Annotated in this window: 13 protein-coding genes and 1 pseudogene; 10 read left to right on the forward strand and 4 right to left on the reverse strand. The window is 70.9% G+C overall.

Features of this window, described 5'->3' with window-relative positions; translation table 11 throughout:
* The first annotated feature begins 6 nt into the window (after nucleotides 1-6).
* Nucleotides 7-675 (forward strand): MerR family transcriptional regulator, encoded by a 669-nt coding sequence (locus AB0F17_RS29105; protein WP_358028990.1) that lies wholly within the window; start codon nucleotides 7-9, stop codon nucleotides 673-675.
* Between the two features lie 130 nt (nucleotides 676-805).
* Here AB0F17_RS29105 and AB0F17_RS29110 read toward each other — a convergent pair.
* Nucleotides 806-1357 (reverse strand): annotated as a pseudogene (locus AB0F17_RS29110) (ThuA domain-containing protein); the annotation flags it as partial.
* 243 nt (nucleotides 1358-1600) lie between these two features.
* Here AB0F17_RS29110 and AB0F17_RS29115 point away from each other — a divergent pair.
* The 3 genes from AB0F17_RS29115 to AB0F17_RS29125 are packed head-to-tail and all read left to right on the forward strand — an operon-like array spanning nucleotide 1601 to nucleotide 3500.
* Nucleotides 1601-1867 carry a hypothetical protein gene (locus AB0F17_RS29115; RefSeq protein ID WP_358028993.1) on the forward strand — a complete coding sequence of 89 codons (267 nt, stop codon included), beginning with the start codon at nucleotides 1601-1603 and terminating at the stop codon, nucleotides 1865-1867.
* Between the two features lie 7 nt (nucleotides 1868-1874).
* Entirely contained in the window at nucleotides 1875-2720 is an 846-nt protein-coding gene (locus AB0F17_RS29120) for an RNA polymerase sigma-70 factor (RefSeq protein WP_358028996.1), read from the forward strand.
* A gap of 18 nt (nucleotides 2721-2738) precedes the next feature.
* Complete coding sequence (locus AB0F17_RS29125; RefSeq protein ID WP_358028999.1) at nucleotides 2739-3500, forward strand: SDR family oxidoreductase; 762 nt, start codon at nucleotides 2739-2741, stop codon at nucleotides 3498-3500.
* Here the strand turns inward: AB0F17_RS29125 and AB0F17_RS29130 are convergent.
* The gene (locus AB0F17_RS29130) at nucleotides 3490-4062 is read right to left on the reverse strand and encodes a helix-turn-helix domain-containing protein (protein WP_358029001.1); all 573 of its coding nucleotides are present in this window, start codon (nucleotides 4060-4062) and stop codon (nucleotides 3490-3492) included. The two genes, AB0F17_RS29125 and AB0F17_RS29130, sit on opposite strands and share 11 nt — an antisense overlap.
* Nucleotides 4063-4147: 85 nt before the next feature.
* Between AB0F17_RS29130 and AB0F17_RS29135 the strand changes: the two genes are divergently transcribed.
* From AB0F17_RS29135 to AB0F17_RS29155, 5 genes are all read left to right on the forward strand, one after another.
* The gene (locus tag AB0F17_RS29135; RefSeq protein ID WP_358029004.1) at nucleotides 4148-5797 is read left to right on the forward strand and encodes an FAD-dependent oxidoreductase; all 1650 of its coding nucleotides are present in this window, start codon (nucleotides 4148-4150) and stop codon (nucleotides 5795-5797) included.
* Nucleotides 5794-7230: an ATP-binding protein gene (locus AB0F17_RS29140; protein ID WP_358029007.1), complete on the forward strand. Its 1437-nt coding sequence runs from the start codon at nucleotides 5794-5796 to the stop codon at nucleotides 7228-7230. Before AB0F17_RS29135 ends, AB0F17_RS29140 begins: the two co-directional genes overlap by 4 nt.
* A gap of 69 nt (nucleotides 7231-7299) precedes the next feature.
* Nucleotides 7300-8433, forward strand: coding sequence for a M20 family metallopeptidase (locus AB0F17_RS29145; RefSeq protein ID WP_358029010.1), 1134 nt, complete (start codon nucleotides 7300-7302; stop codon nucleotides 8431-8433).
* 61 nt (nucleotides 8434-8494) lie between these two features.
* Nucleotides 8495-9550, forward strand: a complete 1056-nt coding sequence (locus AB0F17_RS29150) for an LLM class flavin-dependent oxidoreductase (protein ID WP_358029013.1) — start codon at nucleotides 8495-8497, stop codon at nucleotides 9548-9550.
* Between the two features lie 24 nt (nucleotides 9551-9574).
* Nucleotides 9575-11065, forward strand: a complete 1491-nt coding sequence (locus AB0F17_RS29155; RefSeq protein WP_358029015.1) for an AMP-binding protein — start codon at nucleotides 9575-9577, stop codon at nucleotides 11063-11065.
* A gap of 40 nt (nucleotides 11066-11105) precedes the next feature.
* On the opposite strand, the gene AB0F17_RS29160 is transcribed toward AB0F17_RS29155, so the two are convergent.
* Nucleotides 11106-11696: a TetR family transcriptional regulator gene (locus AB0F17_RS29160; protein WP_358029018.1), complete on the reverse strand. Its 591-nt coding sequence runs from the start codon at nucleotides 11694-11696 to the stop codon at nucleotides 11106-11108.
* A 109-nt stretch (nucleotides 11697-11805) separates the two neighbouring features.
* On the opposite strand from AB0F17_RS29160, the gene AB0F17_RS29165 reads away from it, so the two are divergent.
* The gene (locus AB0F17_RS29165; RefSeq protein WP_358029021.1) at nucleotides 11806-12942 is read left to right on the forward strand and encodes a cytochrome P450; all 1137 of its coding nucleotides are present in this window, start codon (nucleotides 11806-11808) and stop codon (nucleotides 12940-12942) included.
* Between the two features lie 6 nt (nucleotides 12943-12948).
* Here AB0F17_RS29165 and AB0F17_RS29170 read toward each other — a convergent pair whose 3' ends face one another.
* Nucleotides 12949-13857 carry a cyclase family protein gene (locus AB0F17_RS29170; RefSeq protein WP_358029023.1) on the reverse strand — a complete coding sequence of 303 codons (909 nt, stop codon included), beginning with the start codon at nucleotides 13855-13857 and terminating at the stop codon, nucleotides 12949-12951.
* Nucleotides 13858-13864: the final 7 nt, after the last annotated feature.

Genomic DNA, 13864 nt, shown 5'->3' on the forward strand with positions numbered 1-13864 from the left:
CTAGCGATGCGCGTTTCGGAGCTGAGTGTCGAGTCCGGTGTGGCGATCGCGACGATCAAGTACTACCTCCGCGAGGGCCTGCTGCACCAGGGCCGGCAGATCGCGGCCACCAGAGCCGAGTACGACGATTCCCACCTGCGCAGGCTCCGCCTCATCCGGGCGCTGCTCGAGGTGGGCCGGCTGCCCGTCGCCTCCATCAAGAAGGTCATCGAGGCGGTGGACGACGAGTCGCTCTCGGTGCACCTCATGCTCGGCACCGCCCAGTACGCCCTCGGTCCCACCATCGAGCCGGAGCCCGGTGACGAGTGGGAGGCGGCGCGCGGCCAGGTCGACCTGCTCATCGCGGAGCTGGGCTGGGACGTCAGCCCCGATGCCCCCACGCGGGACGAGCTCACCCAGACCATCGTCAGGATGGGCCAGCTCGGCATGTCCACCGACCTGATGGTCTATGCCCAGACGGCCCAGAAGCTGGTGACCGAGGTGGAGATGGACACGGTGCCGTTCGACGGGCCGCGCGAGGCCGCCGTCGAGGCGCTGGTGCTGGGCACGGTCCTGTACGGGAGAGCGTTCGACGCCCTCCGCCGCCTGGCGCACGAGTCGGAGTCGGCGCGCCGGGTCGGCGGCTCGGACGACACCTCCAGAAAAGAACCGAGTGGAAGTGATCAGGCCACATAGGCGACCGGCTCAGTCGGTCACGGCCACCGGGCGTTTCAACAGCCACAGGGCGGACCGCTGCAATAACGTGCGGTGGATCTCGTTCTCGTACGACCTGACGTCGTGCCCCAGCGCGTCGTACACGACCCGCCCGCACCGGCCGCGCCCACACCAATGGCTGCCCGGAGGCCGACGACGCGAGCGGCTGTACGTCCGGCAGCACGTCGAGGTCGCTGTAGACCTCGTCCACCAGGTCGAAGTCGCGCAGCCCGTCCACGATCGGGTGGCCGCCGTGCACGCGTACCCCGGTCCAGCCCAGCGGCGGGTGGTGGGACTTGGGCCAGGTCCAGCAGCCGCCCAGCACGCGCGGCCACCCCTGCCAGTCGTCGAAGCAGATCGACGCCGAGTGCATGCAGAGCAGCCCGCCACCCCGGTCGAGGTGGTCGAGCAGGGTGGTGCGGGCCTGGGCGGGCAGTTCGAAGCGCCACTCGTCACGCAGGTCGGCGAAGCGGTCGAGGTCCATCTGCCAGCGCAGCGCGTTGATGGTGATGAGCTGGACCTCCGACGGCTCGCTCAGCGCGCCCGCGATGTCCTCGGTGATCTCGGATTCGATCCCCACCCCGGCGAGCACGTCGGCGAGTGCCGCCGATGTGGCCTCGAAGTCATGGAACAAGCCTCCCGAAAGGATCAAATTTCTCGCCACGCCCCAACCTCATCATGCTTGTCGCGGCATTTCTACCCACTGACTGTCACATCGCCGGGGGCTGTCCCGTCCTGAAGACGAAAGACGCACACCCCTTGGAGTGACCATGAGAGTTCTCGTCGCCGGCGCCCGGGACCGGCCGACGAGGACGCGCCGCTGTGGCGGGACCCGCCCAAGCCGTACGCGCCTGTCGTCCGGGCGCTGCGCGAGCTGGAGCGGCAGACCGCCGGCGCCGGGGGGCTGGTGCTCCGTTTCGGGCATCTCACCGGCCCCGGCTCGGCGTACGACGAGGACGGCGCCACCACCGAGGCGGTCAGAGCGGGCAAGATGCCGATCGTCGGCGACGGCGGCTCGGTGCTGTCGTTCACCAGCACGCACGCCGCCGCCACCGCGATCATCGCCGCGCTCGACCGGGACGTCACCGGCGTGCTCAACGTGGTGGACGACACGCCGGTCATGATGGGCAACTGGCGGCCCCGGCATCCGTCCTTCTTCGACGTCGCGGCATGATGCCGTGGTGGACTTCGAGGAACACCGCCCCATGCTGCTCGGGCTGGCCTATCGCCTGCTGGGCAGCATGTGGGACGCGGAAGACGTGGTGCAGGAGGCGTGGCTGCGCTGGCAGGCCACGGATCACGCCGAGATCAGGGAGCCCCGCGCGTTCCTGCTGACCGTGGTGTCCAGGCTGGCGCTCGACCAGCTCCGCTCGGCCAGGGTCAAGCGCGAGAGCTACGTCGGTCCCTGGCTGCCCGAGCCGGTCGCGACGGCCGAGGCCGGGCCGCTCGACACGGCCGAGCTGCGCGACACCGTCTCCTACGCCACGCTGCATCTGATGGAGCGTCTGTCGCCGCCCGAGCGCGCGGTGTTCGTGCTGCGGGAGGCGTTCGAGCTGCCGTACGACCAGATCGCCGAGATCGTCGGCGCCTCGGTCGCCAACGCCCGCCAGCTGCACCACCGGGCCGCGCAACGGCTGGAGCAGGGCCGTGACCGGTTCCAGCCGACCTCGGAGCAGCATGCCGAGCTGCTGCTCAAGTTCGTGGCGGCGGCGTCGGGCGGCGACCTGGCCGCGCTCACCGACCTGCTGCACGAGGACGTCGTGGCCTGGAACGACGGCGGCGGCAAGGTCCGCGCCGCGCTCCGCCCGATCATCGGCCGCGAGAAGGTGTCGGCGTTCGTCAGCGGGCTGGTGTCGCGCTACGCCTTCGGCGAGGCGACGCTGGTCGAGGTCAACGGCCACCCCGCGGTCCTGACCAGCGTCGCGGGCAGCGAGCAGCTCGTCGCGATCGAGATCCGCGACGGCCGCATCCACGGCCTGTACGGTCTGCTCAACCCGGACAAGCTCTCACGGGTACGGACCGCCTGACGACCTATAGTCACCTTCATGGATCTGGGCATCAAGGGCAGAGTCGCACTGGTCACCGGAGGCAGCGCGGGCATCGGGCTCGCCGCGGCCAAGAGCCTGGCGCGGGAGGGCTGCAACGTCTGCGTCAGCGCGCGCAATCCGGAACGGCTGGCCGACGCGGTGGTGGAGCTGCAGGAGTTCGGTGGCGTGGTGCATGCCGTGCTCGCGGACGTGGAGGAGCACGACGCCGCCGTCCGGGTGGTCGCCGAGACGCGTGACGTGCTGGGGCCCGTGGACATCCTGGTGGCCAACGCGGGCGGGCCGCCCGTGGGCCGCTTCGTCGACGTCCGCCTGGACGACTGGGACATCGCGGTGCAGCGCAACCTGCTCGGCACCGTACGCCTGCTGCACGCCGTGCTGCCGGAGATGCGCGCCCGCGGCTGGGGCCGGATCGTCACGATCACCAGCCGGTCGGTGCGCGAGGCGATCGACGGCCTGGCCCTGTCGAACGCGACCCGCTCGGCCGTCGCCGGGATCGTGCGGACGCTGGCCCGGGAGGTCGGCGGCGACGGGGTGCTGGTCAACAACGTGCTGCCGGGCCCGATCGACACCGAGCGGCTACGCGAGCTCGCGGGCGGCAACGAGGGCCTGGCCGCGCGGGGCGGCGGGGTGCCGGTGGGCCGCGTCGGGCGGCCCGAGGAGGTGGGCGACGTGGTGGCGTTCCTGGCCAGTGAGCGGGCCTCGTTCGTGAACGGGATCTCGATGCTGGTCGACGGCGGCGAGAGCCACGTCATCGCCTGATCAGGGTCGCCACCACCGCGGCGGCCCACGCGTCGGCCGGCTGCGTGAGGTCGGTGAAGAAGGCCAGGTGGGCGCGGTGGAAGCAGGCGCCCATCAGCAGCGAGGCGGTGGTCCCGGCGTCGATCGCGCCGTCGAGCCGGCCGAGCCGCTGCTCGGCCCGCAGGGCCTCGGCCAGCACCTCGATCGGCACCTGCGGGCCGGTGCCCGCCTTGGCGAGCATGCCCCTGAACCCGCTCAGCAGCGACGGATCGGACATCACCCCCGAGGAAATGGCGGCGGCCCGGCCGTAGAAGTCGACGGCCGCCAGCGCGAACTCGGTGAGGTTGCCCGCCAGGTCACCCTGCCCGACGCGCTCCCGCAGCGCGGCCAGCGCCGGGGCGAGCGCGGGCAGCCGTTCGAGCAGGACCGCCAGCAGCAGCGCCTCCTTCCCGGGGAAGTGCTTGTAGAGCAGCGCCTCAGAGCAACCGGCCTGCGACGCGATGCGTTTCGTGGTCGCCCCCGCCAGGCCGTACTCGTGGATGGCCTGCTCTGCGGCGTCGATGATGCGATCGCGCGTGTTCATGGGCGCATCTTATTAGTGAGCGCTTACTGACTTGGCAACACATGACATCCTTTCATTTAGCGACAAACGTGGGGAAGGCAGGGCCATGGACAAGCCGGTCATCGTGACGGTGGACGACGACCCAGGCGTATCGCGGGCGGTCGCCCGTGACCTGAGACGCCGCTACGGCCAGCACTACAGAATCGTCCGTGCGGAGGCCGCGGACCAGGGCATGGAGGCCGTGAAGGAGATGCGGCTGCGCGGCGACGACGTGGCCGCGATCCTGGCCGACTACCGGATGCCGCAAATGAACGGGGTGGAGTTCCTTGAGGCCGCGATGGACATGTATCCCTACGCGCGCCGGGTGCTCCTGACCGCCTACGCGGACACCGACGCCGCCATCCAGGCGATCAACGTGGTGGACCTCGACCACTATCTGCTCAAGCCGTGGGACCCGCCGGAGGAGAAGTTCTATCCGGTGATCGACGGCCAGCTCGACGCCTGGCACCGCACCGATCGCATCGAGGTCGCCGAACTGCGTGTGGTGGGCGACCGGTGGTCGGCGCCGTCGTACAGGGTGCGTGATTTCCTGGCCCGCAGCCACGTGCCGTACCAGTGGATGCTGGCCGAGGAGCCGGAGGGCGCCGAGCTCGTGGCGGCGATCGGCGCGGACTGCCGGCTGCCGCTCGTGGTCACCGCCGAGGGCGTCTCGATGCAGGCGCCCGACCAGGCGTCGCTCGCGGCGGCCGTGGGCCTGTCGACCACGCCGGCCACCGACTTCTACGACCTGATCGTCGTCGGCGGCGGCCCGGCCGGGCTGGGCGCGGCGGTGTACGGCGCCTCCGAGGGGCTCAACACCGTGCTGATCGAGGCGCACGCCTCCGGCGGGCAGGCGGGCCAGAGCTCGAGGATCGAGAACTACCTGGGCTTCCCCGACGGCGTGTCCGGCCAGCAACTGACCGACCGGGCGCGCAGGCAGGCGCTGAAGTTCGGGGCCGAGCTGCTGAGCGCGCAGAAGGTCAGCCATCTGGAGCCCCGGGGGCAGGCCAGGGTGGTCGGGTTCAAGGAGGGCGGCGAGATCGCCGCGCACGCGGTGATCCTGGCGACCGGTGTCACCTACCGCCGCCTGGACGCGCCGGGCCTGGACGAATTCGTCGGCAGGGGCGTCTTCTACGGCGCGGCGCTGACCGAGGCGCCCTCGTGCAAGGACAGCGAGGTCTACATCGTCGGCGCGGCCAACTCGGCCGGTCAGGCGGCGGTCTACCTGGCGGGATTTGCGAGCAAGGTCCATTTGTTGGTGAGGAGTGACGGTTTGGAGAAGTCCATGTCGCACTACCTCATCGAGCAGATCGCCGCGATCCCGAACATCGAGGTCCATTACCAGACGCAGGTCGTCGGCGCGGCCGGCGAGGGGCACCTGGAGCGCCTCACGACCTCGACGAAGGGCGAGGAGCAGGTGGTCGAGACGCAGTGGCTGTTCGTCTTCATCGGCGCCGAGCCCTTCACCTCCTGGCTCGGCGACACGGTCGAACGCGACGCCAAGGGGTTCGTGCTGACCGGGCCGGACCTGGTGCAGGGCGGCAAGCGGCCACGCAACTGGTCGCTCAGGCGCGAGCCGTACTTCCTGGAGACGAACGTGCCGGGAGTGCTGGCGGCGGGTGACGTGCGGGCCGAGTCGATCAAGCGGGTGGCCTCCGCCGTCGGTGAAGGCGCGATGGCGGTCGCGCTCGTGCATCGCTACCTGGAGAAGCAATGACCATCGACATCGACGAACTCCGCAAGCTCTTCCTGTTCGAGCGCCTGACGGACGAGCAGCTCACCAAGCTGGCCCTCAGCGGCGCCATGCGGTCCTACGCGCAGGACGAAACCATCCTCCGGCAGGGCGACCCGGCGGAGTGCTTCGCCGTGCTGGTCGAGGGCGAGATCCAGATGGTCCAGGAGACGGTCACGGCCGGGACCGTCGCCATGCCGCGCAGCTCCCAGCCGGGCGTGTACGGCGGCGCCACCAGCGCCTATCTCGGCGATCGGGCACCGGAGCGCTACCAGCACAGCCTGCGGGCCACCGCGCCCACGCGGATGTTCCTGCTGCCGGCCAAGAAGTTCGCGCACATCGTGGCCGAGTGGTTCCCGATGGCGATGCACCTGCTCGACGGCATGATGTCGGGTGGCCGCATGCAGCGGGAGGTCATCGACCGGCGCCAGCGGCTGACCGCGCTCGGCACGATCACCGCCGGGCTCACCCACGAGCTGAACAACCCGTCGGCGGCGGCCGTGCGGGCGGTGAGCGAGCTGCACAAGCTGATCAGGACCTCCCGCATGCAACTGGCCCAGCTCGCCGAGGACGGCATACCGCCGGAGCGGCTGCGGGCCCTGATCGAGATGCAGGAGAGCTGCACCGCGGCCGTCGGCAAGCTGCCCCCGCGCACGCCGATGGAGATCTCCGACGCGGAGGACGACCTGGGCGAGGCCCTGGACGAACTCGGCGTGCAGGACGCGTGGGAGCTGGCTCCGGCGCTGGTCAACGCCGGATTCGGCCGCGTGCACCTGGAGAAGGTGCACAAGAAGGTGGGCGAGGAGCACACGGGCGCCGCGCTGCACTGGCTGGCCGAGGCCATCGAGATCTCGCAGATGCTCGGCGAGGTGACCGAGGCGACCGAGCGGATCACCTCGCTGCTCGCCTCGGCCAAGCAGTACTCGCAGATGGACCGCGCGCCGTTCCAGGTCTGCGACGTGCACGACCTGCTGGACAGCACGATCGCCATCTTCCGCGGCAAGATCCCGCCCGGCATCACCGTGGTCACCGACTACGACCGGACGCTGCCGCCGATCCCCGCCTACGCCGGCGAGCTCAACCAGGTGTGGACGAACCTCATCCACAACGCGCTCGACGCGATGGGCGAGGAGGGCACGCTGACCATCCGCACCGCCCACGACGAGGACGAGGCGATCGTCGAGATCGGCGACACCGGCCCCGGCGTGCCGGACGCGATCAAGGACCGGATCTTCGAGCCGTTCTTCACCACGAAGAGCGTCGGCCAGGGCACCGGTCTCGGGCTCGACATCTCCTACCGGATCGTGGCCGGGCGGCACGGCGGCGAGCTGAAGGCGCGGTCGGCGCCCGGCGACACCTGGTTCGAGGTACGGCTGCCGCTGCGCGAGTCCGTGGCGGTCGCGTCCCCGGCCGCGTAGGGGCCAGGCGTGGCAACTCTCACATGCGCCTCGCGTGTCAGGGGCTCGTCCCCTGGATAAAGGATTTATGTGCCCATCACACGCTGGACCAGCCAAGCTCTGCCCGCGATGCTCGACGATCTCAGGACGTTCGTCGAGCTGGAGACCTACAGCTACGACAAGGCCATGCTCGCCCAGGGGCTCGGCGCCATCCGGGCCCTGGTGGAGGAGCGGCTCGGCGTGCCGGACCAGGCGGTCGCGCACGACGGCGGCCAGTACGGCGACGTCCTGGAGCTGACCTACCGGGGCACCGCGCCCGGCACCGTGCTCATGCTCAGCCACTACGACACCGTCTGGCCGATCGGGACGCTCGCGGACTGGCCGTTCACCGTGGCGGACGGCAGGATCACCGGGCCGGGCGTGTTCGACATGAAGACCGGGCTCGTGCAGACGATCTGGGCGCTGCGGGGGCTGCGTGAGCTCGGCCTGCCGCACCCGAGCGTGAGATACCTGTTCAACGGCGACGAGGAGATCGGCAGCCTGTTCTCCCGGCGGCACATCGAGGCCGCCAGCGCGGACGCGCTGGCGAGCCTGGTCTTCGAGGCGTCGCTGGACGGCGTGCTCAAGACCTCGCGCAAGGGCGTCGGGCTGTTCGAGGTGACGGTCACCGGCGTGGAGGCGCACGCCGGGCTCGACCCCGACTCGGGCGCGAGCGCCATTCACGCGCTGGCCGAGCTCGTCACCCGGCTCGCCCGATCCGGCGCGCGGGAGCGCGGCACCACGCTGAACGTCGGGCTGATCAGCGGTGGCACCGGGCGCAACGTCGCGGCGGGCCGCGCCACCTGCGGCATCGACGTCCGGGTCGCGCAGGTGCCGGAGATGGAGCGCATCGACGAGGTGTTCGCCGGCCTGCGCGCCTCGGACCCGCGGGTGTCGGTCACGGTCACCGGCGGCTGGAACCGGCCGCCCATGACGCCCAACCCGCCGTCGCAGCGGCTGTTCAAGGAGGCGCGGGCGGTCGCGGCCGGGTTCGGCTGGGAGCTGGAGCAGACGGCGGTCGGCGGGGCCAGCGACGGCAACTTCATCTCCGCGCTGGGCCGGCCGGTGCTCGACGGCATGGGCGCGGTCGGCGGCGGCGCGCACGCGCGGCACGAGCACGTGCTGGTCGAGCACATTCCCGAGCGCACCGCGCTGACGATGGGGCTGCTCACGGCCCTCGCCTAGGAAACGCGGCCCGTGGTAATGTCCCAAGCGAGCGCTTGGTTTACCACTGAGGGGCCGCCGCATGAAGTTCTCGACCTTCCACCTCTTCCACCGGTTCGACGGCCAGAGCTTCAAGGACGTCTACGACTACCACCTGGAGCTCATCGAGCTGGCCGAGGAACTGGGGTTCGACGGGGTACGGCTGGCCGAGCACCACTTCCGTGACTACGGCGTCGTGCCGAACCTGTTCACGTTGCTCGCCCACGCGGCCGCCCGCACCTCGCGCATCCGCCTGGGCACGGGCATCGTGGTGCTGCCCCTGCACAACCCGATCCACGTGGCCGAGGAGGCCGCGCTGGTGGACGTGCTCTCGGGCGGACGGCTGGATCTCGGGATCGGGCGCGGCTACCAGAGCTTCGAGTTCGAGGGCTTCGGCATCGACCTGGCAGAGGCGCGCGACCGGTTCAACGAGGCGCTGGAGGTGATCCTGGGCCTGTGGACCCAGGAGGCGTTCCAGCACGAGGGCAAGTTCTACAAGACCGGCGCCGAGGTGTCGCTGACGCCGCGCCCCGTCCAGACGCCGCACCCGCCGATCCATGTCGCCGCCGTCTCCCCCGAGACCGTCACCATGTACGGTGAGCGCGGGCTGCCCATCCTGGCCGACCCGGCGGCGACGTTCCGCAAGGTCGTCAAGGCGGCCGAGACCTGGCAGGAGACCGCCGCCCAGGCGGGGCACGCGGGCGGCGCCGAGCTGGTGGTGGCGCGGAGCGTCTACGTGGCGCCGACCGTCGAGCAGGCCCGCGAGGACCAGGCCAGGTTCGAGGCGTCGTTCGACCGGTCGCGGATCTTCAACGAGCGCAGCGCGCCGATCGACCCGAAGACCGGCAAGGCCGCGCAGGGCTTCGAGTACTACCAGGACCGCTATCTCAAGGGCGGGTCCGTCTCGGCCGACTTCCGCTGGGAGCAGCTCGAGGTGATCGGTGACCCGGCGCGGGTCATCGACCAGATCTCACTGCTGCGGGACGCCGGGTTCGCCAACCTGCTCTGCGACTTCGGCAGCACCCGGCCGATGCCGCTGGAGGAGATGAAGAAGGTCATGCGGTTCTTCGCCGCCGAGGTCATGCCCGCATTCCACTGACCCACCGACGCTGCAGGAGATGCGATGATCCACAGCCTGTCGCTGTCCGACGTACTCGCCGAGCACGCGCGCAGCCGCCCCCAGGTGACGGCGGTGGTGGACGGGGAGACCCGCCGCACCTACCCCGAGCTGGACGCCCGGGTCTCCCGCCTCGCGGACGCCCTCGCCACCGCGGGCGTGGCGGCCGGTGAACGCGTGCTCTGGCTGGGGCAGAACTCACACGCGGTGCTGGAACTGCTGCTGGCGTGCTCACGGCTGGGGGCGATCTTCTGCCCGGCCAACTGGCGGCAGTCGGCGGACGAACTGCGCTTCGTGGTCGAGGACCTGGCGCCGCGCGTGGTCGTCCGAGAGACGTCCGACGCCACCGATGCCCTGACCGCCGACACCGCGCTCTGGGTGGAGGCCGGAGAGGGCTACGAGCGGCTCGTCGCGAGCGGCTCCCCCAGGGACTTCCCGCCCGCCGAGGACACCGAGCCGGTGCTGGCCCTCTACACCGCCGCCTTCGACGGCCGCCCCAACGCGGCCCTCCTCAGCAGCGCGGCCCTGCTGGCCCACAGCGTGTCCCTGCTGGTGGTGCGCCAGATGGAGCCCGGCTTCACCTTCCTCGACAACGGGCCGCTCTTCCACGTGGGCACGATGATGTTCTGCCTGGCCACCCTCCAGATCGGCGGCACGAACGTCTTCACCCCCGCCTTCGACCCCGAAGAGGTGTGCCGCCTGATCGACGCCGAGCGGGTCACGCAGGCGTTCCTGTTCGGCCCGATGATCGACGCCGTGACGAAGGCGAACACCGGCGGCAAGTACGACCTGTCGTCGCTGCGGTTCGTCTCGCACTCCGCAGAGTGGGACGCGATGATCACCGTGGACGACTCCCCCTGGTGCCGGTCCAAGATGGGCGGCTACGGGCAGACGGAGGTCGGCGGCATGCTCACCTTCCTCGGCCTGGCTCCGGGCGCCGCCGGCTTCGCCGGACGGCCGTCCCCGCTGGCCCAGGTCCGCATCCTGGCCCCCGACGGCACCGAGGTTCCGGCGGGCGAGGTGGGCGAGATCTGCGCGCGCGGCAAAACCCTCTTTTCCGGATATTTCGCCCGGCCAGACTTAAATGTGGTTAAGTCGGCGTACGGCTGGCATCACACCGGCGACCTCGGCCGGCGCGAGCCCGACGGCACGATCACCTTCATCGGGCCCCGGCTCCGCATGATCAAGTCCGGCGCCGAGAACGTCTACCCGGCCGAGGTCGAACGCTCGCTCAAGGCCCACCCGGCCGTCGCCGACGCCGCCGTGATCGGCATCCCCGACGCCACCTGGCACCAGGCGGTCAAGGCGGTGGTGGCGCTCAAGGAGGGTGCCGAGGTCACGGCCGACGACCTCATCGACCACGTCAAGAACACGCTCGCCTCCTACAAGAAGCCGCGCGAGGTGGCGTTCGTCGAGGCGATACCCAAGCGCGGCTTCACCCCGGACTACGACGCCCTGGACGCGGCCCACGGCGGCGGCAACTACCCGGGCGCCTGACGCCCACCGCGCGCAGCCCCGGCTGGCGATCCGGGCGGGGCTACAGGCGTAGTCCCTCCTCCAGGTGGGCCAGGGCCTTGTCGACCTCGGCGGGCCCGTCCATCACGGGGTTCTTCACCCAGTCGAACCAGACCGCGAACAGCACGCCGGTGATCGCCCCTGTGATGTTGCGAATCTCCGGATCGTCCACGTCCCGCCCCGCCCGCCTGGCCAGGATCTCCTGCAGCGTCCTGAGCGTCCCGGAGACGTTCTCCAGGCTCGCCGCCCACAGCTCGGGCACCGTGAGCATGAGCTTCTCCCGCTCCACCCCCTCGGCGATCTCCTCGGCCGTCTGGCCCGACGTCACCTCCCGCAGGGCGACGCGGACTGCACGTATCGGGTTCAGCTCGGCCGGAGCCGCTTCCAGGGCCTCGGCGAAGGGCGGGAACTGGTCGATGAACACCAGCTCCTCCTTCGTGGCGAAGTAGCGGAACACCGTACTGGGCGCCACCTCCGCCGCCTCGGCGATCTGCTCGACCGTGGTCTCGACGTAACCCTGCTCGCGGAACAGCCGCAGCGCCTCCTTCTGGATCAGCGCCCTCGTCTTGGCCTTCTTCCGCTCCCGCAGGCCCGGGGCCGGTCGATCGCTCATGGCACCGATTGTCGGGGTTGTGACACAGGGCCGTCCACTCACGAGAGATCACATCAATCTGCTATACAACTCTCAAATAGGAGTCTACTCTCAAAATATGCGAATCCCCATGGACAGAACCCCTGGATGCCCCTTCGACCCGCCTCCCGCGCTGGAGAAGCTGCCGCCGATGTCGCGCCTGGACTACCCGGACGGACACGCGGGCTGGCTGGCGACCGGCTTCGAGGCCGCGCGGACCGTGCTGAGCGATCCCCGGTTCAGCTCCCGCCAGGAGCTCAAGCACAGCCCCGTACGCGCGACCTCGCAGTTCGGCCAGGACCGGCCCGCGCCGCCCGGCATGTTCGCGACGACCGACCCGCCCGAGCACACCCGCTACCGGCGCCTGCTCACCGGCCAGTTCACGGTCCGCAGGATGCGGCTGCTCGAGCCGCGGATCGAGCAGATCGCCGCCGAGCACCTCGACGCGATGGCCGCGGCGGGGCCGCCCGTGGACCTGGTCCCGGCGTACGCGCTGCCGATCCCGTCGCTGGTCATCTGCGAGCTGCTCGGCGTGCCGTACGAGGACCACGAGTTCTTCCAGGAGAAGACCGCGCGGTTCGTCGCCCTCGACGAGGAGGGCGTGCCGGAGCTGGCGGCGCTCGCCGGCTATCTGGGCGAGCTCGTCCGGCGCAAGCGCGCCGAGCCGGGCGACGACCTGATCAGCGGCCTGACCGGCGACCTCAGCGACGAGGAGCTGACGAACCTCGCGCTGATCATGCTCGTCGCCGGCCACGAGACCACCGCGAACATGCTGGGCCTGGGCGTCTTCGCGCTGCTGGAGCACCCGGAGCAGCGGGCCCTGCTCGACGGCGAGAACGCGGTCGAGGAGCTGATGCGCTGGCTGTCGATCCTGCACGTGGGCGCGCCGAGCCGGGTCGCGCTGGAGGACGTGGAGGTGGCGGGCGAGCTGGTCAGGAAGGGCGAGACGGTCGCGCTGTCGCTGCCGGCGATCAACCGGGACCCGGGCCAGTTCGCCGATCCGGGCGAGCTGCGGCTCGACCGGGCCGAGGCGCGGCGGCACCTGGCCTTCGGGCACGGCGTGCACCAGTGCCTGGGGCAGCAGCTGGCCAGGGTCGAGATGCGCATCGGCTACCGCAGGCTCTTCGAACGCTTCCCCGGCCTGCGGCTGGCCGTGCCCGCCTCCGAGGTGCCGCTGAAGGAGCGCGCGGCGGTCTACGGTGTGGAGAGCCTCCCGGTCACGTGGTAGCAGGGTTCAGAGGATCGCCAGCGGGTTCAGCGGGCTCCCGGTCCCGCCCTCGATCCTGAGCGGGGCCGCGACGAACACGAACTCCGTACGGCCCGCCGCACTCAGCTCCTCCAGCCAGAGCATCTCGATCAGGTGGATGCCGTGCCGGTGGAGCAGGATGAGGTGCAGGTCGTCGTCGAGCGGCTCGTCGGCGAGCTGACGGTCGTTCAGCCCGCCGATCGCCGCGTTGTCGGCGGCCACGGCCGAGACGTCCAGCGACGCCAGCCAGCGCCCCGCGCCGGCCGACAGCCCCGGCTGGCCCGACCAGTACTCCTCGTGCGAGCGCTCCCACACGGCGGGCCAGCCGGTACGGATCACCGCGACGTCACCCGCGCGCGGCACGGCGATCTCCGCCAGCAGCTCCGCCGGGACGCGGAAGTCGGCCGGCAGGTGGTCGAGCCCGAGATGGCGGGGCACGTCGAACAGGACGCCCCTGGCCACGACCCCGCCCACCCGCTCGATGCCGCACCGGGTGGCGCCGTAGGAGCGTACGCGGGCGGCGGGGTGGCCGTTGTAGAGCTCGTCGCCCGACCACATGTGGCACAGCGCGTCCATGTGCGTGGTCGTGCCGTGGTGGGTGACGATCAGCGCGTCGTCGGCCATCCGCAGCCCCGCGCCCACCGGCCGGGCGCCGGCCGCGTAGTCGCCGCCGTCGACCGACATGAAGTGCTGCGGCAGGGGACGGCCGCGCAAGTGCGGCACCGTCGTGGGAGCGGGCGAGGACGTGGCGCCCCTGATCGGCATGGACAGGCTGAGCACCTGGCCGGTGGTCGCGGCGGCCAGGGCGCTCAGCACCACGTCGCCGGTGAGCAGGTTCAGCGTGCCTCGTTGATCCTCTGGGCCGAAACGTCCCCAATTGTTAGGCTCGGCTGGCAAGTGTGCG

Origin of the sequence: Nonomuraea sp. NPDC026600, from assembly GCF_040638335.1 — a bacterium.
GTDB lineage: Bacteria > Actinomycetota > Actinomycetes > Streptosporangiales > Streptosporangiaceae > Nonomuraea.